At 61.2% G+C, this 24154-nt stretch carries 23 protein-coding genes; 6 read left to right on the plus strand and 17 right to left on the minus strand.

The window, feature by feature from the left end; all coding sequences use genetic code 11:
* Positions 1–35: 35 nt before the first annotated feature.
* The 3 genes from urtC to urtA form a co-directional block, all read right to left on the minus strand.
* Entirely contained in the window at positions 36–1115 is a 1080-nt protein-coding gene (gene urtC / locus ACQRAX_RS18150; protein ID WP_412040632.1) for an urea ABC transporter permease subunit UrtC, read from the minus strand.
* Complete coding sequence (urtB, locus tag ACQRAX_RS18155; protein WP_412040633.1) at positions 1115–2614, minus strand: urea ABC transporter permease subunit UrtB; 1500 nt, start codon at positions 2612–2614, stop codon at positions 1115–1117. The genes urtC and urtB overlap by 1 nt, the downstream gene beginning before the upstream one ends.
* 112 nt (positions 2615–2726) lie before the next feature.
* Positions 2727–3992 (minus strand): urea ABC transporter substrate-binding protein, encoded by a 1266-nt coding sequence (gene urtA, locus ACQRAX_RS18160; protein ID WP_412040634.1) that lies wholly within the window; start codon positions 3990–3992, stop codon positions 2727–2729.
* Between the two features lie 574 nt (positions 3993–4566).
* Here urtA and ACQRAX_RS18165 point away from each other — a divergent pair.
* Complete coding sequence (locus ACQRAX_RS18165; RefSeq protein ID WP_412040635.1) at positions 4567–4857, plus strand: hypothetical protein; 291 nt, start codon at positions 4567–4569, stop codon at positions 4855–4857.
* Positions 4858–4905: 48 nt separating this feature from the next.
* On the opposite strand, the gene cycA is transcribed toward ACQRAX_RS18165, so the two are convergent.
* The 14 genes from cycA to cbiE all read right to left on the minus strand — a co-directional run bounded on the left by cycA (position 4906) and on the right by cbiE (position 18808).
* Positions 4906–6333 carry a D-serine/D-alanine/glycine transporter gene (cycA, locus tag ACQRAX_RS18170; RefSeq protein ID WP_412040636.1) on the minus strand — a complete coding sequence of 476 codons (1428 nt, stop codon included), beginning with the start codon at positions 6331–6333 and terminating at the stop codon, positions 4906–4908.
* Positions 6334–6443: 110 nt separating this feature from the next.
* Positions 6444–7454, minus strand: coding sequence for a FecCD family ABC transporter permease (locus ACQRAX_RS18175; protein WP_412040637.1), 1011 nt, complete (start codon positions 7452–7454; stop codon positions 6444–6446).
* A complete protein-coding gene (locus ACQRAX_RS18180; protein WP_412040638.1) occupies positions 7451–8398 on the minus strand; it encodes an ABC transporter substrate-binding protein in 948 nt (315 codons plus the stop codon). Before ACQRAX_RS18180 ends, ACQRAX_RS18175 begins: the two co-directional genes overlap by 4 nt.
* Positions 8395–9183 (minus strand): ABC transporter ATP-binding protein, encoded by a 789-nt coding sequence (locus tag ACQRAX_RS18185; protein WP_412040639.1) that lies wholly within the window; start codon positions 9181–9183, stop codon positions 8395–8397. The genes ACQRAX_RS18180 and ACQRAX_RS18185 overlap by 4 nt, the downstream gene beginning before the upstream one ends.
* Positions 9184–9272: 89 nt before the next feature.
* The gene (locus tag ACQRAX_RS18190; protein ID WP_412040640.1) at positions 9273–10646 is read right to left on the minus strand and encodes a PepSY-associated TM helix domain-containing protein; all 1374 of its coding nucleotides are present in this window, start codon (positions 10644–10646) and stop codon (positions 9273–9275) included.
* A gap of 58 nt (positions 10647–10704) precedes the next feature.
* Entirely contained in the window at positions 10705–12771 is a 2067-nt protein-coding gene (locus ACQRAX_RS18195; RefSeq protein WP_412040641.1) for a TonB-dependent copper receptor, read from the minus strand.
* A gap of 79 nt (positions 12772–12850) precedes the next feature.
* The gene (locus ACQRAX_RS18200; RefSeq protein WP_412040642.1) at positions 12851–13279 is read right to left on the minus strand and encodes a DUF2946 domain-containing protein; all 429 of its coding nucleotides are present in this window, start codon (positions 13277–13279) and stop codon (positions 12851–12853) included.
* 19 nt (positions 13280–13298) lie between these two features.
* Positions 13299–13769 (minus strand): copper chaperone PCu(A)C, encoded by a 471-nt coding sequence (locus ACQRAX_RS18205; protein WP_412040643.1) that lies wholly within the window; start codon positions 13767–13769, stop codon positions 13299–13301.
* A gap of 47 nt (positions 13770–13816) precedes the next feature.
* Positions 13817–14203 carry a DUF2946 domain-containing protein gene (locus tag ACQRAX_RS18210; protein ID WP_412040644.1) on the minus strand — a complete coding sequence of 129 codons (387 nt, stop codon included), beginning with the start codon at positions 14201–14203 and terminating at the stop codon, positions 13817–13819.
* A 120-nt stretch (positions 14204–14323) separates the two neighbouring features.
* Positions 14324–15181, minus strand: coding sequence for an SPFH domain-containing protein (locus ACQRAX_RS18215; RefSeq protein ID WP_045182271.1), 858 nt, complete (start codon positions 15179–15181; stop codon positions 14324–14326).
* A 23-nt stretch (positions 15182–15204) separates the two neighbouring features.
* Positions 15205–15642 carry an NfeD family protein gene (locus tag ACQRAX_RS18220; protein ID WP_045182273.1) on the minus strand — a complete coding sequence of 146 codons (438 nt, stop codon included), beginning with the start codon at positions 15640–15642 and terminating at the stop codon, positions 15205–15207.
* Positions 15643–15799: 157 nt separating this feature from the next.
* Positions 15800–16510, minus strand: coding sequence for a cobalt-precorrin-6A reductase (locus ACQRAX_RS18225; protein WP_412040645.1), 711 nt, complete (start codon positions 16508–16510; stop codon positions 15800–15802).
* Positions 16507–17604: a cobalt-precorrin-5B (C(1))-methyltransferase gene (locus ACQRAX_RS18230; protein ID WP_412040646.1), complete on the minus strand. Its 1098-nt coding sequence runs from the start codon at positions 17602–17604 to the stop codon at positions 16507–16509. Before ACQRAX_RS18230 ends, ACQRAX_RS18225 begins: the two co-directional genes overlap by 4 nt.
* On the minus strand, positions 17597–18808 hold the full coding sequence (cbiE, locus tag ACQRAX_RS18235) for a precorrin-6y C5,15-methyltransferase (decarboxylating) subunit CbiE (protein ID WP_412040647.1): 1212 nt from the start codon (positions 18806–18808) through the stop codon (positions 17597–17599). Before cbiE ends, ACQRAX_RS18230 begins: the two co-directional genes overlap by 8 nt.
* A 117-nt stretch (positions 18809–18925) precedes the next feature.
* On the opposite strand from cbiE, the gene cobG reads away from it, so the two are divergent.
* The 5 genes from cobG (at position 18926) to ACQRAX_RS18260 (ending at position 24092) form a co-directional block, all read left to right on the plus strand.
* Positions 18926–20263: a precorrin-3B synthase gene (gene cobG, locus ACQRAX_RS18240; RefSeq protein ID WP_412040648.1), complete on the plus strand. Its 1338-nt coding sequence runs from the start codon at positions 18926–18928 to the stop codon at positions 20261–20263.
* Positions 20256–20882 (plus strand): precorrin-8X methylmutase, encoded by a 627-nt coding sequence (locus ACQRAX_RS18245; protein ID WP_412040649.1) that lies wholly within the window; start codon positions 20256–20258, stop codon positions 20880–20882. Before cobG ends, ACQRAX_RS18245 begins: the two co-directional genes overlap by 8 nt.
* Complete coding sequence (locus tag ACQRAX_RS18250; protein ID WP_412040650.1) at positions 20879–21613, plus strand: precorrin-2 C(20)-methyltransferase; 735 nt, start codon at positions 20879–20881, stop codon at positions 21611–21613. The genes ACQRAX_RS18245 and ACQRAX_RS18250 overlap by 4 nt, the downstream gene beginning before the upstream one ends.
* Positions 21613–23313 (plus strand): precorrin-3B C(17)-methyltransferase, encoded by a 1701-nt coding sequence (gene cobJ, locus ACQRAX_RS18255; protein ID WP_412040651.1) that lies wholly within the window; start codon positions 21613–21615, stop codon positions 23311–23313. Before ACQRAX_RS18250 ends, cobJ begins: the two co-directional genes overlap by 1 nt.
* Before the next feature lie 119 nt (positions 23314–23432).
* A complete protein-coding gene (locus ACQRAX_RS18260) occupies positions 23433–24092 on the plus strand; it encodes a hypothetical protein (RefSeq protein ID WP_412040652.1) in 660 nt (219 codons plus the stop codon).
* Positions 24093–24154: the final 62 nt, after the last annotated feature.

A 24154-nucleotide genomic window follows, 5' to 3' on the forward strand; every position in this document is an offset into this window, starting at 1 on the left:
GAACTCTGGATGGGCAGGTGGCAGGGGGATGGCTCTCATTGTTCACCTCTTTTCTTCAACAACCCGACGACGCCCTTGGGCAGGTACAAGGTGACCAGAATGAACAGCGCGCCCAGGCAAAACAGCCAGTACTCGGGGAACGCGACGGTGAACCAGCTCTTCATGCCATTGACCAGACCGGCGCCGAGCAACGGACCGATCAGCGTGCCTCGTCCGCCCAGGGCCACCCAAACAGCGGCCTCGATGGAGTTGGTTGGCGACATTTCACTGGGATTGATGATGCCTACCTGCGGTACGTACAACGCACCCGCCAGGCCGCAGAGCACAGCGCTGAGCACCCAGACAAACAGCTTGAAGCCGCGTGGGTCGTAGCCACAGAACATCAGTCGGTTTTCAGCATCGCGCAGCGCGGTCAGCACCCGGCCGAACTTGCTCCGGGCCAGGCGCCAGCCCAGGTACAGACTGACAACCAGCAGTGCCACGGTCAGCAGAAACAGTACCGCGCGGGTACTTTGTGAGGTGATCGAAAAGCCGAGGATGCTGCGAAAGTTGGTGAAGCCATTGTTGCCGCCAAAACCGGTCTCGTTGCGAAAGAACAGCAGCATGCCGGCGAAGGTCAGGGCCTGGGTCATGATCGAGAAGTACACGCCCTTGATCCGCGAGCGAAAGGCGAAAAAACCGAACACCAGCGCTAACAACCCAGGTGCCAGCACCACCAGGCACAAGGCCCAGGCAAAATGCTGGGTGCCGGCCCAGTACCAGGGCAGTTCGCTCCAGGACAGGAAGGCCATGAACGCTGGCAAGCCATCGCCCGCTGCTTCGCGCATCAGGTACATGCCCATGGCGTAGCCGCCGAGGGCGAAGAACAGACCGTGCCCCAACGACAGCAAGCCGGCATAGCCCCAGACCAGGTCCAGCGCCAAGGCAACGATGGCGTAGCAGAGGATTTTGCCGACCAGGGTCAAGGTGTAGGCCGAGACCTGCAGGTCATGGCCGTTGGGCAACAGCGACAACAACGGCAGGGCCAACAGCACCAGCAGGACAACAGCACCTGTGACCAGGGTCCAGCGCGGGCCGACCTTCTGGCTGGCGGTAACAAGCAGAGGCTGATTCATCAGTCGATTACCCGTCCCTTGAGTGCGAAGAGGCCTTGCGGACGTTTCTGGATGAACAGAATGATCAGCGCAAGGATGAGGATCTTGCCGAGCACCGCACCGATCTGCGGCTCCAGCAACTTGTTGGCGATACCCAGGCCAAATGCGGCCCAGAGGCTGCCCGCCAGTTGCCCGACGCCGCCGAGCACCACCACCAGGAACGAATCGATGATGTAGCTCTGGCCCAGGTCAGGACCGACGTTGCCGATCTGGCTCAGGGCTACGCCACCGAGGCCGGCGATGCCTGAACCAAGGCCAAAGGCGAGCATGTCGACACGTCCTGTGGGCACGCCGCAGCAGGCGGCCATGTTGCGGTTCTGGGTCACTGCCCGCACGTTCAGGCCGAGGCGTGTGCGGTTTAGCAGCAGCCAGGTCAGCAACACCACAAACAGGGCGAAAGCGATGATCACCAGGCGGCTGTAGGGCAGCACCAGGTTGGGCAGCACCTGAATGCCGCCGGAGAGCCAGGCCGGATTGGCTACTTCGACGTTCTGCGCACCAAACAGCAGGCGAATGGCCTGGATCAGGATCAGACTGATGCCCCAGGTTGCCAGCAGGGTTTCCAGCGGTCGGCCATACAAGTGACGGATCACCGTACGCTCCAAGAGCATGCCAACACCGGCACTGACGGCGAAGGCTACCGGCAGGGCAATTAACGGGTAAAACTCGATGGCACCTGGTGCGTAGCGCTGGATCAGCACCTGCACCACGTAAGTGGCGTAGGCACCGAGCATCAACATCTCGCCGTGGGCCATGTTGATCACCCCGAGCAGGCCGAAGGTTATCGCCAGGCCCAAGGCCGCCAATAACAGGATCGAACCCAGCGACAGACCACTGAACGCCTGGCCGAGCAGTTCACCGAACAGCAGCTTGCGCTTGACCTGGGCCAGGCTGGTTTCGGCGGCGGTACGCACGTTGGCATTGCTCTCTACACCCGGCGCGAGCAGCGCCTCGAGACGGGTGAGGGCCATGGGGTCGCCGGTTTCACCGAGCAGGCGCACGGCAGCCAGACGCACCGCCGGGTCACTGGCAACCAGTTGCAGGTTGGCCAGGGCCAGGCCGAGCGCGGCATGCACGGCGGCATCGGTTTCGCTGGCGAAGCGCCGGTCAAGGAAGGCGACCTGCGCGGGTTGGGCAGATTTTTGCAGTTGCTGGGCTGCGGCCAGGCGCAGCTTGGCGTCGTTGCTGAGCAGTTGATGGCTGGCCAGGGCGTTCTCCACAAGGCCGCGCAGGCGGTTGTTCAGGCGCAGTTTGCGGCTGTCGGTGGGGCTCAAGCGACCCTGCTGCAGGGAGGTCAGCAGGTCCAGACGGGCTGGGTCCGGTTGCGCGGCCCAATCCTGTAGCAGGCGTGCCTGCTCGTTGGCCTTGGCGGCGATGAAGTAGTCGGCGTCGCTAGCCTGGGCGCCTAGGGGCAGCAGCAGGAGCAGGCCGAGGAGGAGGCAGTGAAGAGCCTTGGGCATGGCGGGATCCGTCGCGGTTTTGAGAGGTGTGTCGTCTGCTCCGGCCTCATCGCCGGCAAGACCGGCTCCCACAAGGTTTGCGGCATGCAGTACCTGTGGGAGCCTGGGGCTATCAGTCACCCTTCACCGCATAATCCGGGCGCTTGTCATTACCCGGAATGAACGGGCTCCAAGGCTGTGCCCGCAGTGGCTGCTCGGTCTCCCAGACCACGCTGAACTGCCCGTCATCCTGGATTTCGCCGATCATCACCGGCTTGTGAAGGTGATGGTTGGTCTTGTCCATGGTCAGGGTGTAGCCCGATGGCGCTTTGAAGGTTTGCCCGGCCAGCGCTGCGCGGACTTTGTCGACGTCAGTGGACTTGGCTTTCTCCACCGCCTGGGCCCACATGTGGATGCCAACATAGGTGGCTTCCATCGGGTCGTTGGTCACCGCCTTGTCGGCGCCTGGCAGGTTTTTTGCCTTGGCGTAGGCTTTCCAGTCCGCGACGAACTGGCTGTTGACCGGATTGTCGACCGACTCGAAATAGTTCCAGGCCGCCAGGTGACCCACCAGCGGCTTGGTGTCGATCCCGCGTAGCTCTTCCTCACCCACCGAGAAGGCCACCACCGGTACGTCGGTAGCTTTCAGGCCCTGGTTGGCCAATTCCTTGTAGAACGGCACATTGGAGTCGCCGTTGACCGTGGAGATTACTGCCGTTTTGCCGCCGGCAGAGAACTTCTTGATGTTGGCGACGATGGTTTGGTAGTCGCTGTGGCCAAACGGGGTATAGACCTCTTCGATGTCCTTGTCGGCCACGCCCTTGCTGTGGAGGAAGGCGCGCAGAATCTTGTTGGTGGTGCGTGGGTAGACATAGTCGGTGCCCAGCAGGAAGTAGCGCTTGGCTGCGCCGCCTTCTTCGCTCATCAGGTATTCCACTGCCGGGATCGCCTGTTGGTTGGGCGCGGCGCCAGTGTAGAAGACGTTGGGCGACATCTCTTCGCCCTCATACTGCACCGGGTAGAACAGCAGGCCATTGAGCTCCTCGAACACCGGCAGCACCGATTTACGCGATACCGAGGTCCAGCAACCGAACACCACTGCGACCTTGTCCTGGGTCAGCAGCTGGCGGCCCTTCTCGGCGAACAGCGGCCAGTTCGACGCCGGATCGACTACCACCGGCTCCAGCAACTTGCCGTTGACGCCGCCCTTGGCGTTGATCTGTTCGATGGTCATCAAGGCCATGTCCTTGAGCGATGTCTCGGAAATCGCCATGGTCCCGGACAGCGAATGCAGGATGCCGACCTTGATGGTCTCGGCGGCCTGGATGCTCCAGCTCAGGCCCATTGCCGCGATGGACGCGCTGAGGGTGAAGGCCTTGATCAGACTGCGACGCTTCATAGTGCTCTCTCCGTTGAGTTCGAATGTGCGGGTAAGGCAGATGGCGATTTCGCAAGAGAGCTTTAGCAAGGGCTGTGCCGGAACCGCCAAGGGCTCTGGCACGGGTGTTGAGGGGACGCAGAAGAAATTGCTGCACCGGCCTGGAGCTTAACCCGTAGAACGGTGCAGCCGGTTGCGCCGCGCTGGTGCGCATCCGGCAGGCTGAACATTTTGACACACCCTTGAGACTTGAGTACCGTGCCGCACCGCAGTAGATTCTGCGGGTCGGGATTGGCGTCTCGAGTACAGAAGAAAGAGCACTAGCGTATCCAGCGCTGTGTTCTGCAAGGCTGCACCCATTATGGGCGGAGTCGTGTGTGGGAGCCTTCGGGCTCACCGGTTCTTCTGTCCGGCACGCCAACCCGCACGGCTCCGTCCACCCATCCTGGCGTATGGGCTCGGAGAAACACTTCAGAAGAGTTGCAAGGAGTAGCACCATGCTCAAGAAGATCGTTCCTGATCCACCGTTCACGCTGATCGACGTCGAAACCCCTGCATTGCAAATGCGCCAAGCAGTGCGTCGTGAGGTGTATCCATGAGCCCGGAATTGCTCAACATCCATAAACCCCGCCCCGTAACTGCCAGCGCGCATTTCGGTACTTGTCACCAGGCTCATGCCGCTATGTTCTCGGTGCATGCCGGTGTCGATGGCGCGGATGCGTTGGTTTGCGCGGTGGCGGCACTGAAAGCCGCCTATGAGACTAACGCCCTGGCGCTGGAAAAAGCGGAGGAACCGCTGCGCAGTTTGCTGATGGCCACGGAAAACTCGCTAGAAAAAGGGTTGGCCTTGGCTGAGGCTGTGCTAGATGGTTTGGAACTAGGCTAAACGTCGGGAAAAAGGGCCGCAGATGCGGCCCTTTGTATTGGGCTCGTATCAGTTGCCCGAAGTACTGCGCACCTCAGTACGCGGCTTTCGCTTGCTACGCACGAACTGGTAGGTCACCGCCAGCAGCAGGAACCACAGCGGCGTGACAATCAGTGCCTGACGGGTATCGCTTTCCAGGCTCAACAGCACCAGGATGAAGGCGAAGAACACCAGGCACACCACTGACATGAAGCGTCCGCCGGGCATCTTGTACTTTGAAGCCTGATGCAGGGCTGCGCGATGTTTGCGATAGCGCAGGTACGACAGCAGGATCAGGGTCCAGACGAACATGAACAAGATCGCCGACACCGTGGTCACCAGAGTGAAGGCTTCGATCAGATCGGGAATCACGTACATCAGTGCGGCACCGAGCAACAGGCAGGTGCAGGAGAAGTACAGGCCGTTAGCCGGCACCTTGCGGCTGGAGAGGTGTTCGAAACTACGCGGTGCGTCGCCTTGTTGGGCCAGGCCGAAGAGCATGCGGCTGGTGGAGAACACGCCGCTGTTGGCCGAGGACGCCGCCGAGGTCAGGACCACGAAATTGATGATACTCGCTGCTGCTGGCAGGCCAGCCAGCACGAACAGTTCAACGAACGGGCTCTTGCCCGGCACCACATCGCGCCACGGTGTCACCACCATGATGGTGATCAGGGCCAGCACGTAGAACACGATGATCCGCACCGGAATCGAGTTGATCGCTCGTGGCAGGGTGCGCTCGGGGTTCTTCGCTTCAGCGGCGGTGGTGCCCACCAGCTCGATACCAACGAAGGCAAACACGGCGATCTGAAAACCGGCGAAGAAGCCCATCAAGCCATGCGGGAACATCCCGCCATCGCTCCAGAGGTTGGCCAGATCGGCACTGCGCCCGCTCGGTGACTCGAAGCCGACCAAGACCATGTACAAGCCGGTGCCTACCAGGGCGAGAATGGCGACGATCTTGATCATCGCGAACCAGAATTCGATTTCGCCGAACATCTTCACCGTGATCAGGTTCAGTGACAACAGCAGGCCGACACAGGCCAGTGCGGGTGCCCATTGCGGTAAGTCGGGAAACCAGAATTGTGAATAGGCGGATATCGCAATCACGTCGGCGATGCCGGTGATGATCCAGCAGAACCAGTACGTCCAGCCGGTAAAATACCCCGCCCAGGGGCCGAGCAGGTCGGCGGAGAAGTCGATGAACGACTTGTACTCCAGGTTCGACAGCAGCAGTTCACCCATGGCGCGCATGACGAAGAACAGCATGAAGCCGATGATCATGTAGACGAAGATGATCGATGGGCCGGCCAGGCTGATGGTCTTGCCCGAGCCCATGAACAGCCCGGTGCCGATGGCGCCACCGATGGCGATCAACTGGATATGGCGGTTGGACAGGCTGCGTTCGAGGTGTTCATGTTGGTCAGGCGAGGGGTGTTGCGGGGACAGGTTCGCGGTCATAGGCTAGGCATTCCGTTCAGAGCAGTTCTCTTGTGCGCGTTAGGCTAACACGCGCCTTCCTGGCGCAACCGCGACAATACGTCTCAAGACCAAAGGCTGCTTGACGGTGATCAACGCCTGCGCATCAAGCCGATAAAAAACAGACCGCCAATCGCTGCCGTGGCAATCCCGATGGGCAGGTCTTCCGGCGAAATCAGTGTACGTGCGGCGACATCGACCCAGATCAGGAACAAGCTGCCGAGCAACAGGCACACCGGCAACAGGCGGGTGTGTTCGGCACCGACCAGGCGCCGGGCAATGTGCGGCACCATCAGGCCGACAAAGCCGATCGAGCCACTGATCGCCACCAATACGCCGGTCAGCAGCGAGCAGATCAGGAACGCCAACAGACGCACTGAACGGGCGTTGAGCCCGAGGGTCACCGCTGTCTGTTCGCCGGCCATCAGTGCGTTGAGTGCGCGGGCCATGCCTAGCAGCAGGGTCAAGCCCAGTAACACGCTGATGGCTGGAATCGGCAGTAACTCCCAGCGCGCTAGGCCCAGGCCACCGAGCATCCAGAACATCACCGCAGAGCTGGCGCGGTGGTCGCCAAGAAACAGCAACAGGTTGGCGATGGCCATCATCACAAACGCCACCGCGACCCCGCATAACAGCAGACGATCACTGTCCAGGCGGCCATGGCGGCTGGCAATTGCCAGTACCAGCAGCATGCTGCACAACGCGCCGATAAAGGCAGCCAGCGGCAAGGTCAGGACACCGAGCAATTCACCGATATGCAGTACCACTAATACTGCACCGAGGGTGGCGCCGGAGGTCACACCGAGCAGGTGCGGGTCGGCCAGGGGGTTGCGGGTGACTGCCTGCAACACGGCGCCGATCATCGCCAGACCACCACCGACCAGCGCCGCCAGGAGCATGCGCGGCACGCGGATCAGCCAGACAATGTGTTCCTGGCCGGTGGTCCAGGCGGGTGTCTCGGGGGCAATGCCGAAAAGCTTGGACAGCAGCACGCGCCAGACCACCTCAACCGGCACCGGCGCGGCGCCAAAGCCCAGCGACACCACGCAGGACATCAGCAGCAGGCCGATCAGACCGAGTAATAGCAGGCGATAACGACTCATGTGCCGTGCAGGCTCGCAGCGATGGTTTCGATGGCGTCGACGTTCTCCAGGCTTGGCGTGGCGGCCACGTAGGGGACAACCACAAAGCGCTTGTTACGGATCGCCGCCACTGACTGCAGGGCCGGGTGCTGTTCGAGAAACGCCTGTTTCTGCGCAGCGCTGACTTCCCCGTAGTCAACGATGACAATCACTTCGGGATTGCGCTCGACCACGCTTTCCCAGTTCACCCGGGTCCAGCTGGCTTCGATATCGTCGAGCACGTTGCGGCCACCGGCGGCGGCAATCAACGCCTGCGGCATGCCCAAGCGGCCGGAGGTCATGGCCCGGTCTGCACCACTGTCATACAGGAACACCCGTGGGCGTTGCGCGGGCAAACGCTGTTGAACGGCATTGACCCGCTGTTGCATGTGGCTGATCAACTGCTCGGCACGGTCCTGCACATCAAAAATTCTGCCCAGGTTGCGCAGGTCGGTGTAGGTGTCGTCGAGGCTGGCGGCTGGGCGCTTCATGACAAAGGCACACGACTCGGTCAACTCATAGACGGCGATGTCCAGCGGCGCCAGGGTCTGTGGGGTGAGGTCGCCACCGACGCGCATACCGTAATCCCAACCGGCGAAGAAGAAGTCGACATTGGCGTTGAGCAGGGTCTCCACTGACGGGTACTTGCTGGCCAGCTCCGGCAGACCTTCGAGCTCTTTTTGCAGTTCCGGGGTGACCGCCTTCCAGCCGCTGACACCGCTGTAGCCGACCATGCGCTGACGCAGGCCAAGGGCAAGCATCATCTGGGTCATGTTGATGTCATGGCTCAGCGCATGCACGGGGGCCTTGTTGAAAGTCACCTGACGGTTGCAACTCTGTACGGTCAGCGGGTACTGGGTTGCCTCGGCGAAGACGTTGCTGCTGGCGAACAGGCTCAGCAGCACAAGTAAGGTGGTTCGAATCATCGCTGGGTTATCCAGGTAAGGCGTGGATGGTCGGCAAGGGGGTGGCGGTCGATCAGGGCCTGCACGCCAAACACCTCGTGCAACAGGCCGCTGGTCAGTACCTCGCTTGGTGTGCCGCTGGCAACGATACGACCGTGGTCGAGGACGTACAAACGATCACAGAACGCCGCCGCCAGGTTCAGGTCATGAATGCTGGCCAGGGTGCCGATGCCCAGGCGGCGCACTTGCTGCAACAACTCCAACTGATAGCGGGGGTCGAGATGGTTGGTCGGCTCGTCGAGGATCAACAACTGCGGTTGTTGAACCAGTGCCCGGGCGAGAATCACCCGCTGCTTTTCGCCGCCCGACAGGCTGGCAAAGCTGTGGTCGTCGAAGCCTTCCAGGCCGACCGCGTGCAGCGCCGTTTTGACCAACCGGCGATCCTCGTCGTTGTCGCCATCGAACAGGCCCTTGTGCGGGGTACGGCCCATGGCGACCACTTCTTCGACGTTCAGGCCGAAGGCATCGGGGAACTCCTGCAGGACCACGGCGATACGTTGAGCACACCAGCGCGGCGATTGTCGCCACAGATCGTGGTCATCCAGATGCACCAGGCCCCGCTCGGGTTTGTTGAAGCGATAGGCGCAGCGCAGCAAGCTGGTCTTGCCGCTACCATTGGGACCGATCAGGCCGACGAACTCGCCGGCCTTGACCTGCAGGCTGACCTCGCGCAGCTGGAACTGATGATGACAATGGCCGTGGCCAAGCGGCGACCAGTGCAGGTCGCTGATAGTCAGGGTGCTCATTGTCAGTCCTGTGAAAAACGGGCGCCCATGGTAGCGGATTTGTCCCACCACCGCAGGCGCTGGAGTTTTCTGTGGCGCTGCTGCAGCGGCTACAGACCCAACTCTACCTTGGGCCTGAGTCGTGCCACACTCACTCGGTCTGCCAACCACACCAGCACCATCGAAGCCCCCACCAGCGGAAACGCAGCGCCAAGTACCAACATGATCGCCGTCGCAGTTTTCCAGCGCGGTAGGTCATGGCGCAGCGGCGGCACGCCCAGCCCGCCTTCGGGACGCCGCTTCCACCACATTACCAAGCCACTGACCGAACCCAGCAGGATCATCAGGCAGATCAGCAGAATGATCAGCTGGTTCAGTGGGCCGAACATTTTGCCTTCATGCAGCATCACGCCAAGCTCGGTGGCACGGGCGACGTTGTTGTAGTCCTGCCAACGTACATCGACCAGCACCTTGCCGGTGTATTGGTCGACATGCAGGGTGGCATCGTTGCGCGGATCGTCGGCGAACACGGCAATGGTGTATACGCCTTCGGCCGTGGTCGGCAGGGTGATGCTGTAGCCGGGTTCGACTGCGCGGGTGGTGGCCAGGTCCTGGATCTGTTGCAGGCTGACCTGTGGGGCTGCGGGTGCGCTGGCGCCCATGTTATGCCCGGCATGCTCGGCGTGGGCACCCGATTGCGGCATCGGCGTGTTTTCCATCGCCCAAGGCACGGTCTGCCGGCTGGCGTTGTTCAGTTCGCCGGCCTGCTTGTCGGACTGGGGGACATCCGTCCACATCGCTGCCGGAAAACTGTTCCACACCTCGGCATACTGTTTGCCCCAGAACCCGGTCCAGGTCATGCCGCTGAGCAGCATCAGCAGCAGCAGGGCCGAACCCCAGAAGCCGGTAACCGCGTGCAGGTCTCGCCAAAGCAGGCGTCCACGAGCATTCAGCCGCGGCCAAAGTACACCACCGCTGCGCTTGCCCCGTGGCCACCACAGGTACAAGCCAGACACCACCAGCACCACCCCCCAGCCTGCGGCCAGCTCCACCACACGATCACCGATAGTGCCGACCATCAGCTCGCCATGCAGGGCGCGGGCGACGGCTTGCAGGTTACTCTTGGCATCCTGTGCGCCGAGCAATCTGCCGTCATAGGGGTTGATGAATACATTCAGCTCATGGCCGGAATCGTTAACCACAAACTGAGCGCTGCGGTCACTGGCAATGGCTGGCAGGTACTGGCTGACCTGGCCTTTGGGGTAGGCCTGTTGAACCTGCTGCAGCAAGCTGTCGGCGCTTTGCGTGTGGTGCCCGGCCTCGACCACCATCAAGTCGCGGTAAAGCAGAGGATCCAGCTGCGGCTTGAACAAGTAGATAATCCCGGTGATCGCCAGCAAGATCATGATCGGGGCGACGAACAGCCCGGCATAAAAGTGCCAACGCCAAGCCAGGTTGTAGAAGGAAATCGACGGTTTGCTCATGGAGCACTCCTGTGTTGCCAGGGTAAGGCGCGATCGATGATCGCGCCCTGATGGTGGATCAGAAACTCAGGTCGACCTTGGTCCAGAGCGTGCGCCCCGGCTCATCGATTGCCTGTGGATCACTGGCCGGGTAGCCGAAACCGGCATTGCCCGCCAGGTTCAGGTGTTCGGAATAGGCCTTGTCGAACAGGTTATCGACCCCGGCACTGAGCTTCAGGTGCTTGCTGACCTTGTAGCTGCCGTTGAGCGAGAACACCCCGAAACCGGCACTCTTTTCATAGTCCTTGCCGACTACGTTGCCATGGTCTTCGTCAATGCGGTTCTGCGCCGCCACCAGACGCCACAACGCTCCGGCACTCCAGACATCTCGGCTATAGGTCAGGCCCAGGCGGCTCTCCAGCGGCGGCATTTGTGGAAGCGCTGTGCCGTCACTGCTGTTCTTGCCCCAAGCGTAGGCCAGGGTGGCGTCCGCTTTCCAGTTGGAGGTCAACTTATAAGCGGCCCCCAGTTCGCCGCCCATGATCCGCGCATCAATGTTCTGCGCGCTGGAGCTACCCATGCCCATCATGTCGGTGCTGTAGTCGAACAGGATGAAATCGCGAACCTGCCCTACGTAGCCCGAGGCCCAGGCCTGCAAGTCTGCGGTCTGGTACTGGATGCCGAAATCCAGCTGGGTGGTTTTTTCAGGCTTGATGCTGTCGAAGGCATTCACCGACCCGGCTGGCCCCGAATCAGGCGAGAACAGCTCCCAGTAATCCGGGAAACGCTCGGCGTGGCCAAGGCCAACGTAGGTGGTGGCCGGGAGTTCGACCAAGTCATGCTCGTAGCGGACAAAGCCACTGGGCAAGGTATCGGCGCGTGTATCGCCGCGGGTGGCACTGTCCTCGCGATAATCCTTGGCAGAGGCACGGTCCAGGCGTGCACCGGTGATAACCCGATCCTGATCGGCGGCGTACCAGGTCAATTCACTGAACACGCCGTAGTTGTGGAAGTCGGCGTCTTTGGTCCAGGCCATCCCCTTGTGGGCATCGATGCCCATACCTCCACGCTCGCGATGCTCGTTGGTCTGTGCATCCATACCCGCGATCAATTGCAGTTCGCTCCAGCGCCAAGTGCCCTTGACCCGGCCACCCATTGTCCGCCGGTCAACGTTGCTGACCATGGGCATGCCCATCATGCCTGTGCCCGAAGGGGTGCGCAGGCTGTAGTTGTCCATCACATGGTCGGCGTAGTTGTAGTAGACCTGAGCTTCGATTTTGTCGAACACCTCACCGATGTTGGACTTTTCAAAGCGCAGGCCCAGACTCTCGCGTTTGAACTGTGAGCCGTCCATGCCACGCCCGGCGTAACGGGCTTCGCCATCGCCTTTACCCGCAGTCAGTTCCACCAGGGTGTCGGCGTCGGGGGTCCAGCCCAGGGCTACATCACCGTTCCATTTGTCCCAGCGCGATGGCACGGTATCGCCATTGCCATCCTCGTAGTCGTCGGAGTGCGACTGGTTGCCGACGAAGCGGGCGTAGCCCAAACGGTTACCTGCGGCGGTGTCGATGACCTTATCGAAACGCCCGTTGGAACCGCCCAGCAGGCTGGCATTGACCCGGCTGCCCAGCTCACCGAATTTCTCTGGCTCACGGTCAAAGAGAATGGTCCCGGCCGATGCCCCAGGCCCCCAGATCACGCTTTGCGGGCCTTTGATCACAGTCAGGCGGTCGTAGGTTTCTGGCGAGATGTAGGAGGTGGGCGCGTCCATACGGTTGGGGCAGGCGCCGAGCATCACGCCACCGTTGGTGAGAATGTTCAGCCGTGAACCGAACATGCCGCGCAGTACCGGATCGCCATTGGTGCCACCGGCGCGGATGGCAGAAAAGCCGGGGATGGTTTTCAGGTAGTCAGCGCCATCACTGGCCGGCACCGGTTGGCGTGGGTCTTTGGGGTTGGTGACGATGGTCAATGGTGAGCTGGGGGCGACGGCGGTTATCACCGTCGGGCTCAGCTCGGATTGTTCGTGAGCATGCTCGTTAACGCTCTGGCTGACGGCCAGAGCCATTGGGCTGAGCAGGGCGCCGCAGATGACGGCGAGGGTCCCTTGCAGGGACAGGCGATAGACAGCAGTACAGCTGGACATAATGATTCCAACATCGATCAGTCATGAGGGCGCACCAAGTCATCGGCAAAATGCCGGACCTGAGAACGCAACGGTGAATTCAGACGACGATGAAGGGCGGCGGCGCGCGGGTTCGGGCACCGGGGAAAACCGTTTGCCTAGCATGACCCTGACGCGGTTGGACAATCAGTGAGGCACCGACAGGAGCCGCTTCGGTGTTGAGCAGGCTCAGGGCCTGAGGCAGTGCCGGGCAATGGAAGAACAGGCTGCAGTAACCGCACTTCTCCCAGATAACATGCAGCGAAGGACTGCTTTCATGGTGGCTGCCACTGTGGCAATCAGCGCTGCTGTCCATGGCCATGCTCATGCCTATGCCTGTCGACATGGCACGGTGATCCATCGGCATCGACTGGGAAACCAGTGGGCCGATAAAGATCATTAACATGGCGAACAGGCTCAGCCAGCTACCGCGAACCCTTCTGGAATCAGGGCGCGCAGGGCGGTTGAGGCGGCTGCGGACGATGCTCACGGGGAGCTGCGTTCAGCGATCAGTGACTGTGCGCGGCACCCTCGGGGGCTTGCTTCTGCACGGCGACTTCGACGGTGACATCACCGGCTTTCTCAAAGTGCAGGGTCAGCGGGAAACGCTTGCCGTCCACCAGCAGGCTGCGGTCTTTGGGCTGCATCAGCATCACATGATAGGCGCCTGGGGCGAAGACCAGGTCTTTCCCTGCGGGTACTTCGACGCGCTGCACTTGCTGCATCTTCATCAGGCCGTCCTTGTGCACATGCTCGTGCAGTTGGGCATCGTCACTGATGGGGCTGTCGACACCGAGCAGCGTATCGGCGCTCGAGCCATTGTTGTGGACGACGAAATAGGCGGCGACGTTAGGCGCGTTCGGCGGCAGTTCCTGCGACCACGGATGGGCGATATGCAGGTCACCTTTGGTGTATTCGTGGGCGTTGGCAAAAGTCGCCGGCAACAGCAGGGCGGCCAGCAGCAGGGCGTTCTTGAACATGGTGATTCTCCAGTCGATTCAGGTTCGCAACAGGTAGCGTAGTGAATTCAGGCTAGAGGGGAGGCGCGCGGGTTCAGCGCTGGCCAGAGTTGGCGCGGGGTCGGCTGAGTGGCGCTGAGCAGGACCTGGGCAGGTGCAAACTCCTGGGCTGGCAGCAGCAAGCGCGGTCGATGCCCTGGCAACGCCAGCAGCGGCGCAGCACCCGAGCAGCACCAGCAATGCTGCATGGTCGAGTGATCGTCGTTCTGTTGGGTGCCGTCCGGCTGGCCCAGGGAGATAGCGATCAGCTTGGTACCGCTGGTGGAGCAGAATGCCCCCCAGAGTAATTGCTCGGTCTGGCTTTTCGGTGCGGCAGCAGACAACGGCATGGCCAGCAGGTTGAACAGCACTGCAAAGCAGGCGATCCAGGCATGGGCAAGCCGATGTGAAGGCATGGAGAGATCCGGTCAGGATTCGAGTGGTGGCTATTTAGCCAGAGTTGAAAGTATATGTAAAAAAGCCGGGCGTGCGATGAAGTGTCGCACGGGCCCGGCTTATGGGGTTGGCGCTGCGGATCAGACTGCCTTGTTACGGCCCATCAGACCGCGCACGGTTTCCTGCAGGTCAGCGGGTAACACCACGACCTTGGCGTTGTCGCTGCCGGCCAGGTTTTCCATGGCGCCGATGTAGCGTTCGCCCAGCAGGTACATCGCCGGGGTGATCTCGCTACCGACCGCGTCGCGAACCAGGGTGATCGAGCGCGCCGAGGCTTCGGCCAGATTGATTTGTGCTTCGGCATCGAGCTTGGCCGATTGCAGGCGTGCTTCGGCTTCGAGAATGGCGGCCTGCTTGGCGCCTTCGGCGCGGGTAACGTCGGCTTTACGCTCACGCTCGGCAGCGGCTTGACGCTCCATGGCCGACTGCATGTTCTCCGATGGCTTGATGTCCTGGATCTCGACCGAGCGTACGGTCACCCCCCAGTCTTCGGTCTGCTCTGACATGGCTTCGCGCAGGCGGGCCTTGATCTGTTCGCGGCTGGACAGGGCTTCGTCGAGGTCCATGGCGCCGACAATGGCACGCAGCGAGGTCATGGTCAGGCTGGTAACCGCGTAGGTGAAATCCTGCACCCCGTAGGCGGCTTTCTGCGGGTCGACAACCTTGGCGAAACACAGCGCGTTAGCAACGATGACGGCGTTGTCACGGGTGATGATTTCCTGTTGCTGCACGTCGAGGATGATGTCCTTGGTCGGCAAACGGTAGGCAACCACGTCCATGTATGGAATGAGGATGTTCAGGCCGGGTTTGAGGGTGCTGTGATAGCGCCCCAGGCGTTCGACGATCCATTCCTCACCCTGGGGCACGATGCGCACCCCCTTGAACAGGGTGATGATGACGAACGCGGCGATAGTACCGGCGACGATGAGGCTGGTCATGAGTCAAAGCTTCCTTTTACTGATCAGGCCCGGGTTACCCGGGCAGTATTGCCTTCGATGGCAGTGATGCGTACGCGCTCGCCCGAGGGGATCTCGTCATCGGCAACGCACACCCATTCCTCGTTGCCAAGGACCGGTTTCTGGAAGCGCACGCGGCCTTTGTGAAATTCAGAGACCTTAGCGGTGAGCAGGCCGACTTCACCGACCACGTCATCAGCGGTCCAGCGGGTGTCTGGTTTCTTCTTGCGAAACACCTTGAACCACAGCAGCGTGGTAACCGACGAGAACAGCACCCAGAGCAGTACCTGCATGTCGAGTTGCAGGCTGGGTGCCAGGTAAGCGATGAGCGATACCAGCACAGCGCCGATGCCGAACCAGAGGATGAAGAAGGTCGGCAGCATCAGTTCGAGCACAACCAGGCCGAAACCGAATACCAGCCAGATCCACCATTGCATTTCCATATGGGCGAATTTCTTCCGGGGGGAGAAGGGCTTAGTTTAAGGCAGCGCGAGGGTAATGGGCTATCGGAAGAGTCTGAAACAGTAGGCCCTGAGAGCAAATGTCCACTTTGGGAATGATGGCGATTGCGTACAGCCTCTGCGCCCTGACGAGTCTGTGCTAAAGCGCATGCAACAGCGCCTGCACCGTGGAGAAGTGTCGACTGACGTCCGGGAGTTGCGGGCGGCCCAGAATCAGCACCGCAACCCCACGCTCACGGGCCACTTGCAGCTTCGGCTCAGTCGCTGCGCTACCGCTGTTCTTGCTGATCAACACGTCAATCTGTCGTCGCTCAAACAGGGCCCGCTCATCTTCGAGCTGAAAGGGCCCGCGGGCGCCAATTACTTCGCAGCGCTCATTGCCCGGGCAGGCCTCCAGGGCACGTAACGTCCAGAACTGATGCGCCGGAATTTCATCCAGGTGCGCCAAGGGTTCGCGGCCCAGGGTGAACAACGGGCGGCGGAACGGCCGCAGGGCTTCAATCAGCTCAGCCCAGCCGGCAACCTCGCGCCAGTCATCAGCGGCTTGCGCTTGCCACGCCGGACGTCGCAGGGCCCAGCAAGGAACGCCGGTGAGCTGTGAGGCGCGGGCGGCGTTGGCACTGATCTGTGTGGCATAAGGGTGGGTGGCGTCGATCAGCAGGTCGATGCTTTCGCCGAGCAGATACGCCGCCAATCCTTCGGCCCCACCAAAACCGCCAACCCTAACCTGACACTTCAAGTCACTGGGCACCCGGCCAATCCCGGCCAGGCTGTAGACATGCTCGGGGCCCAGTGTTCGGGCAATGGCCAAGGCTTCGGTGATGCCGCCCAGCAGCAAGATGCGTTTCATGCAAAGGTTCCTGCGTGGCCGACGATGCCACCCTGGCGATCAATGGCGAAGACCTCCACTTGTATCTGGGCCGGAACCACGCTGCGGGCAAAAGCCAGGGCATGGGCACAGACCGCGTCACCCAGAGCAATGCCTGCCGCACTGGCCATAGCCAACGCCTGCTGGCTGGTATTGGCCTGACGAATCGCGGTTTGCAGGTCGCGGTCGGCACCAATGGCGGCAGCCCACTCGGCCAGTTGCGGCAGGTCGATGCTGGAGTGACGGCTGTGCAGGTCCATGTGTCCGGCTGCGAGTTTGCTGATCTTGCCGAAACCGCCGCACAGGCTGAGCTTATCCACTGGCACTTTGCGCAGGTGCTTGAGCACTGCACCGACAAAGTCGCCCATTTCGATCAGGGCGATTTCCGGCAGGTTGTAGACCCGGCGCATGGTGTCTTCACTGGCGTTGCCGGTGCAGGCGGCGATGTGCAGGTAACCGTTGGTTTTGGCCACGTCGATACCTTGGTGGATCGAGGCGATATAGGCCGAACAGGAGAACGGCCGAACGATGCCGCTGGTGCCGAGGATCGACAGACCGCCGAGAATTCCCAGGCGCGGGTTCATGGTTTTCAACGCCAGGCTTTCACCGTCCTGGACGTTCACCGTGACTTCGAAGCCGCCACTGTAGGCGCACTCGTTGGCCAGGTGTTGCAGGTGCTCGGTCATCATCTGTCGTGGCACCGGGTTGATCGCTGGTTCGCCCACGGCAAGGACCAGCCCAGGGCGGGTCACGGTACCTACACCGTTGCCCGCGACGAAGCGCACGCCGGGTTCAGCGAGCAAGCGCACACGACTGTAAAGCAGTGCACCATGGGTGACATCCGGATCATCACCCGCATCCTTGAGGGTGCCGGCTTCGGCACCGTCTTCATGCAAACGGCAGAACTCCAGACGCATCTGCACCACTTTGCCCTTGGGCAAGGTGATCTGCACCGCATCGTTATGCGCTCCGGTCAGCAACAGCCGCGCCGCCGCCAGGCTGGTGGCGGTGGCGCAACTGCCGGTGGTCAGGCCGCTGCGCAGCGGGGCCGGTTGTTCCTGGGTCTCGTCACGCATCTGCGGGTTTGATCGCGTCTAACAGGGTGATCGGCAGGGCTTGGCGCCAGGTGTCGAATTCGCCCAGCGGCTGTGCCTGGGCGATATGGATACGGGTCAGTTCGCCACCATATTGCTCACGCCAGTTGACCAGCGTCAGCTCGCTTTGCAGGGTAACGGCATTGGCCACCAGACGACCGCCTGGGCGCAGTTGTTTCCAGCAGTGTTGCAGTACACCTTCGCGGGTCACGCCTCCGCCGATAAAAATAGCGTCGGGGCGCTCGAGGCCTTGCAAGGCTTGCGGGGCGCGGCCACGGATCAGTTGCAGGCCGGGCACGCCGAGGGCATCGCGGTTGTGTTCAATCAATTGCTGGCGACCTTCATCGGCCTCAATCGCCAGCGCTCGGCAACTGGGATGGGCGCGCATCCATTCGATGCCGATCGAGCCGCTGCCAGCACCGACATCCCAGAGCAGTTCACCCGGTTGTGGCGCCAGACGGGCTAGGGTAATGGCCCGAACGTCGCGCTTGGTCAATTGGCCATCGTGCTGGAAGGCTGAGTCCGGCAGGCCTGCCAGTGGCGATAGGCGTGGTGCATCGGCACTCGCCAGGCATTCGATGGCGACCAGGTTGAGGTCTGCGGTGCGTGCATGCGGCCAATTTTGCGCCGTGCCTTGCAGGCACTGCTCAGCCACGCCACCCAGGTGTTCGAAGACCTGCAGGCGACTGGCGCCGAACCCGCGCTCACGCAATAGCGCGGCAATAGCTGCCGGGCTGCTGCCATCGTTGCTCAGCACCAACAAGCGCACGCCGCTGTACACATGAGCATTGAGGGCTGCCAACGGACGGGCCACCACCGACAGCGTCGTTACCTCCTGCAGCGGCCAGCCCAGGCGGGCGGCGGCCAATGCACAGGAAGAAGGCATCGGCAATACGCTGATTTCCTCGGCGTCGAGCTGCCGGGCAAGGCTGGCACCCACACCGAAGAACATCGGGTCACCGCTGGCCAGCACGCATACCGGATCACCGCGCAGCGCCAGTACCGGTGCCAAGGAGAAGGGGCTGGGCCACAGCAGGCGTTCGCCACGGATACAGTGCGGCAGCAGATCCAACTGGCGCTGGCCGCCAAACACCTTTGCCGCGCCCAGCAATGCGCGCCGGGCATTCTTGCCCAGGCCACTGAAGCCGTCTTCACCGATACCTACTACTGTCAGCCAGGGCGACATGGATTTTCCTCAATTCACCGCAATCCGACCGGCAGGCTTTTCATGCCTTCGGACAAAGCAGGCATAATACCGCGCCTTCTACACTGACGTGCCTTTTCACGATTGCCGGGTGACCTTTTGAACCAGCCTGTATCGGCCCACCAACCCCAAGTTTCGCTGCGTCCCTCGGCCTGTCCGGGGTTGCTGCGCATCGTTCAGGCAAAGGACGGTGGGATCTGTCGGATCAAGCTGGCCGGCGGTACGCTTTCGGCTGATCAGGCGGATGCGGTGGCCGACGCCGCCGAACGTTTTGCTACCGGTGAGATCGAGGTCACCAACCGCGGCAATTTGCAGATCCGAGGCATCGGCAGCGACCAATCAGGGGTGATTGAACGCTTGCTGGCGGCTGGCTTGGGGCCGCGTGATGCTGCCGGTGATGACGTTCGCAACCTGATGCTCAGCCCTGCAGCTGGCGTTGATCCGCAGATGCTGGTTGATACTCGCCCCTTGGCAGAGCAAGTGCTGCAAGCACTTGAAACCACACCGCGCTTTCATCAGCTGTCGGCCAAGTTCGCTGTGCAAGTGGATGGTGGCGAAGCGTTGGCGATGCTTGCGCATCCCCATGACCTATGGCTCAGCCCTGTTCAACTGGAGGGTGAGCTGTGGTGGGCATTTGGTTTGGCAGGTTGTCCGGCAAACAACTCACCCGTGGGGGCCATCCCTCTGACGCAAGGGCGTGAATTGGTGCTGGCAGTGCTCAATCGCTTCCTTGATCTGGCGACACCTGAGCAAGCACGGATGCGCCAGTTGCTGGCCGAGCATTCGCCAGATGATTTTGTCGCCGGCCTAGGTTTGACCCTCCGGCGTGATCCAACCCTTTTGCACTGGCACCGTTCGGCAACGGTCGGCACTAGCTATCTGGGTATTTATCCACAGCTGCAACCCGGCCTGAGCGCTGTCGGTGGCGCAGCGCCACTGGGGCGTTTGAACCCAGCAATGCTACGCGGCGCCGCACAGCTGGCCCGCGAGCACGGCGATGGCAGCCTGCGCATGACACCTTGGCAGAGCCTATGGTTGCCCAATATCGCGCACCTGCATGCAGCAGCCGTACGCAGCGGGCTGGCCCAGCTTGGTTTGCTCTGCTCGGCAGAATCACCGCTGGCACGGTTGGTTGCCTGTACCGGTTCCGCCGGATGTGCCAAGGCCCAGGCCGAGACCAAAGGCGATGCCCGTCTGTTGGCCACGCTGCTTGCCAGTGGCGCTTCGGCCAGCGTGCACTTGAGCGGCTGTCCGCGCTCCTGTGCCATGGCCCATGTTGCTCCAGCGACCCTGCTGGCGCAGAGCCCGGGCCACTACGACTTGTACTTGCGTGACGCAGCCCAGCCGGGTTTCGGCAGCCTGCGCGCACGCAACCTCACACTGAAAGAAGCCGGCGCACTGCTAGACGCCTGCTCACGGAGCACCCTTGATGATTGATTACATCCGCGATGGTCAGGAGATCTATCGCAATTCCTTCGCGATCATTCGTGAGGAAGCGCGGCTAGATCGTATTCCTGCCGATCTGGAAAAACTCGCGGTGCGGGTGGTTCACGCCTGTGGCATGGTCGATGCGATCGATGGCCTGCAGTTTTCGCCAGGCGCGGGCAAGGCCGGGCGTGATGCCTTGGCCGCTGGCGCGCCGATTCTCTGCGATGCGCGCATGGTCTCCGAGGGTATTACCCGTGTTCGCTTGCCCGCGAACAATCAGGTGATCTGCACTCTGCGCGATGAGCAAGTGCTGGATCTGGCCCGCGAACTGGGCAACACCCGTTCGGCGGTGGCGCTGGAGCTGTGGCGTCCGTACCTGGAAGGCAGTGTGGTGGTGATCGGCAATGCCCCCACCGCGTTGTTCTACCTGTTGGAAATGCTTGATGCCGGCGCGCCGAAACCGGCGCTGATCCTCGGCTTCCCAGTGGGTTTTGTCGGCGCTGCCGAATCCAAGGCGATGCTCGCCGCTGACAGCCGCGGTGTGCCGTTCGTGATCATGCAAGGCCGTCTGGGTGGTAGCGCCATGGCGGCGGCAGCGGTCAATGCCCTGGCCACGGAGGTCGAATGATGCAGGCTCGTGGACGTTTGCTCGGCCTGGGCGTCGGCCCCGGTGACCCAGAACTGATCACCGTCAAGGCTCTGCGCCTGCTGCGCGAATCGCCGGTGGTGGCGTATTTTGTTGCCAAGGGCAAGCGCGGCAATGCCTTTGGCATCATCGAAGGCCACTTACAGTCAGCCCAGACGTTGCTGCCGCTGGTGTACCCGGTGACCACCGAGGCACTGCCAGCGCCGTTGTCCTATGAGCAGGTCATCAGCGACTTCTACGACGCTGCCAGCCTTGAGGTCGCCGCCCACCTGGACGCCGGTCGTGATGTGGCGGTGATCTGCGAAGGTGATCCGTTCTTCTATGGCTCCTACATGTATTTGCACGATCGCCTGGCCAAGCAGTACCAGACCGAAGTGATTCCGGGTGTCTGCTCGATGCTTGGGGGGGCTTCAGTGCTCGGCGCGCCGTTGGTTTATCGCAACCAGAGCCTGTCAGTGCTGTCTGGCGTGCTGCCCCATGACGAACTCAAGCGTCGTCTGGCCGATGCCGATGCGGCCGTGATCATGAAGCTGGGGCGCAACTTCCCTAAAGTTCGTGAGGTACTGACCGAACTCGGCCTGGCCGAGCGAGCGCTTTACGTGGAACGCGCGACCATGGCCAATCAGAAGATTGTTGCCCTGGATGAAGTTGATCCGCAGTCGTCGCCGTACTTCTCACTGATCATTGTTCCGGGCGAAAGGTGGCAAGGGTGATGGCGCTTAAAGCACCGGCCATTGTTACGCTCGGCAAAGGCAGCCTGGTCACTGCGCGAAAGATCCAGCAGCTGTATCCGGACGCGTTGATCCATGGCCTGGAAGGCCGGGTTGAAGGTGCCGATTGCAGCTACCAGGAATTCGGTGCCACTTTGCGTCAGCTGTATCTGCAGGACACACCGATCATCGCCTTGTGCGCAGCCGGCATCATTATCCGCACCCTGGCTAGCCTGCTGCTGGAGAAGGGTGTCGAGCCTCCGGTACTGGCCGTGGCCGAGGATGGCAGCGTCGTGGTACCGCTGCTCGGCGGCTTGGGTGGGGTCAATGTCATGGCCCGGGAAATTGCTGCGGGATTGGGTGTCGCGCCAGCAATCACCACCAGTGGTGAACTGCGCTTTGGTACGTGTCTGCTCAATCCCCCTGGCGGCTATGCCTTGGCTGACCTGGAGCTGGGCAAGCGCTTTGTCTCCGATCTGTTGGCCGGCGAGTCGGTCCGTATCGACGGTGAAGCACCTTGGCTCGCCCAGGCACAATTGCCGCAGAGTGAGCAGGCGCAACTGGCGATTCATGTTGGTTGCGACGCACGGGAGGTTTCGGCTAACGAGCTGGTTATTTACCCGCGCTGTGTGATGGTGGCGGTGACGGCTGCCGTACCGGAGCTGGCGACAGCTGTGCGCGATGCGTTGCGCGCTGCACGTATCGCGGAGCCTGCGTTGGCCTGTGTATTGGCCAGCGAATCGTTGATGGCTGATCCAGCGCTACATGCAGCGGTCGCTGAATTGGCGGTGCCGCTACGTTTCTCACCGGATGCCAACAATGCCACTGTGCTGGCAACCCAGATGTTGCCACAGTTGCTGCCGCCGCAAGCGGTCAATGAAGGTTTGGCAATTCTGGTGTCGAGCCAGCCCATCGATCCCTTGTCGATCGGTCGCGCTCGCGGTCGCCTGGCAGTGATCGGCCTGGGGCCTGGCGCTGCCGAGTTCATGGTCCCTGCGGTAAAGGCTGAGCTGGCCCGGGCTAACGATATTCTCGGCTACGAAACCTACGTGCGCATGGCGGGCCCATTCCGAGCGGATCAAGTCATGTATTGCACGGATAACCGCGAAGAAATGCAGCGCGCCCGGCATGCCTTTGAGCTGGCCGTGCAAGGGCGTTCGGTGGTGGTGGTGTCTTCTGGCGATCCCGGTGTATTTGCCATGGCGGCTGCAGTGCTGGAAGCCTTGCACGAATCCACTGATCCGCTCTGGCATGCGGTGGAACTTGAGATCCTTCCCGGCGTTTCGGCCTCCCTGGCAACTGCCGCGCAGGCAGGTGCACCGTTGGGACATGATTTCTGCGTACTGTCACTATCGGACAACCTAAAGCCCTGGTCGATAATCGAGAAACGCCTGGACCTGGCTTGTCAGGCCGACTTGGCACTGGCCTTCTACAACCCGATCTCGCGCTCACGTCCCTGGCAGTTGGGCCGGGCTCTGGAAATCGTTCGCCAGCACCGAAGTGCCGAAACGCCTGTAGTCCTTGGCAGGGATATTGGTAGGCCTGGGCAGACACTTCGTACCATTCGCTTGCAACAGATGACCCCCGAGCTCGTTGATATGCGCACGATGGTGCTGATTGGCTCTTCCACAACCTGCGCGTTTGCAAGGGCCGATGGTGACGCGTGGGTTTATACCCCACGCTGGTATGGACAGAAGCCGTGAGCAGCTGAGTGGGAAATTCTTCAGTATCGATTGATTCGGCCTGACTGGTTAGTTTGCATTGCAGAGTTTAACTAAGGGCTCCTGCAATACAAACTAATTAAACGTGTGGGTTGAATATTATGAATGACAATGTTATTGCCGATACTGGCGCTGATCGTGTAGATGTCGTTGACGGTGAGATTGTAGCGTACTCGGGCAATGTGTCTTTTGAAAACCGTGAATGTGGCAAGTACTCGCATATGTTTGCAGTCGATGCTGCAACACGCAAGCACGACCCTGTCGATGAAGCAGAGGCCTGGTTCCACACTTATGTCCAGGCGTTTAAGGCTTGTGGATGGGTGCCTGTAAAATTCACCCACGATTTTGAAAGTAGCCAGTCGTCGGAGGTCACTATAGATACCCTTGTTGTCAAGGCTGCTGCTACCGCAGCCGCTTTTCTGGGTACCGGTGGTGGCGCTGCAGTAATACTGCCAAAATTGGCGCAGGATGCATTGGGCACGTTAGCTAAAAGTGATGAGGCGATCGAGGCACTTTCGATTAAATCTTCTAAGCAGAACGGCACTGCACTGAGCATCGCTTCGTGTGCTCAACATCCAAGTGGTGAAGTGATCATGGCAGTTGGTGCGGTCCAGACCAGTGCTGTGCCTGGGCGTTCAGGCAAGTTCCTCTTTGTGGCCTGGAACAGTAGCAGCGCCACAACCTATAGCGGCTCAGCGGCCTTTGTATTGCACCGTAGCCTGTATGATGAAAATGCCAATTTGATTGTAAGCGCTCCATAAACCCCACCAAACTCAATATGGGTGGCGCGCTCAGCTAGGCGATGCGGGTGAGCAGTTCCACG

The organism is Pseudomonas sp. UM16 (genome assembly GCF_050312595.1).
In the GTDB taxonomy this organism is placed as follows: Bacteria; Pseudomonadota; Gammaproteobacteria; order Pseudomonadales; family Pseudomonadaceae; genus Aquipseudomonas.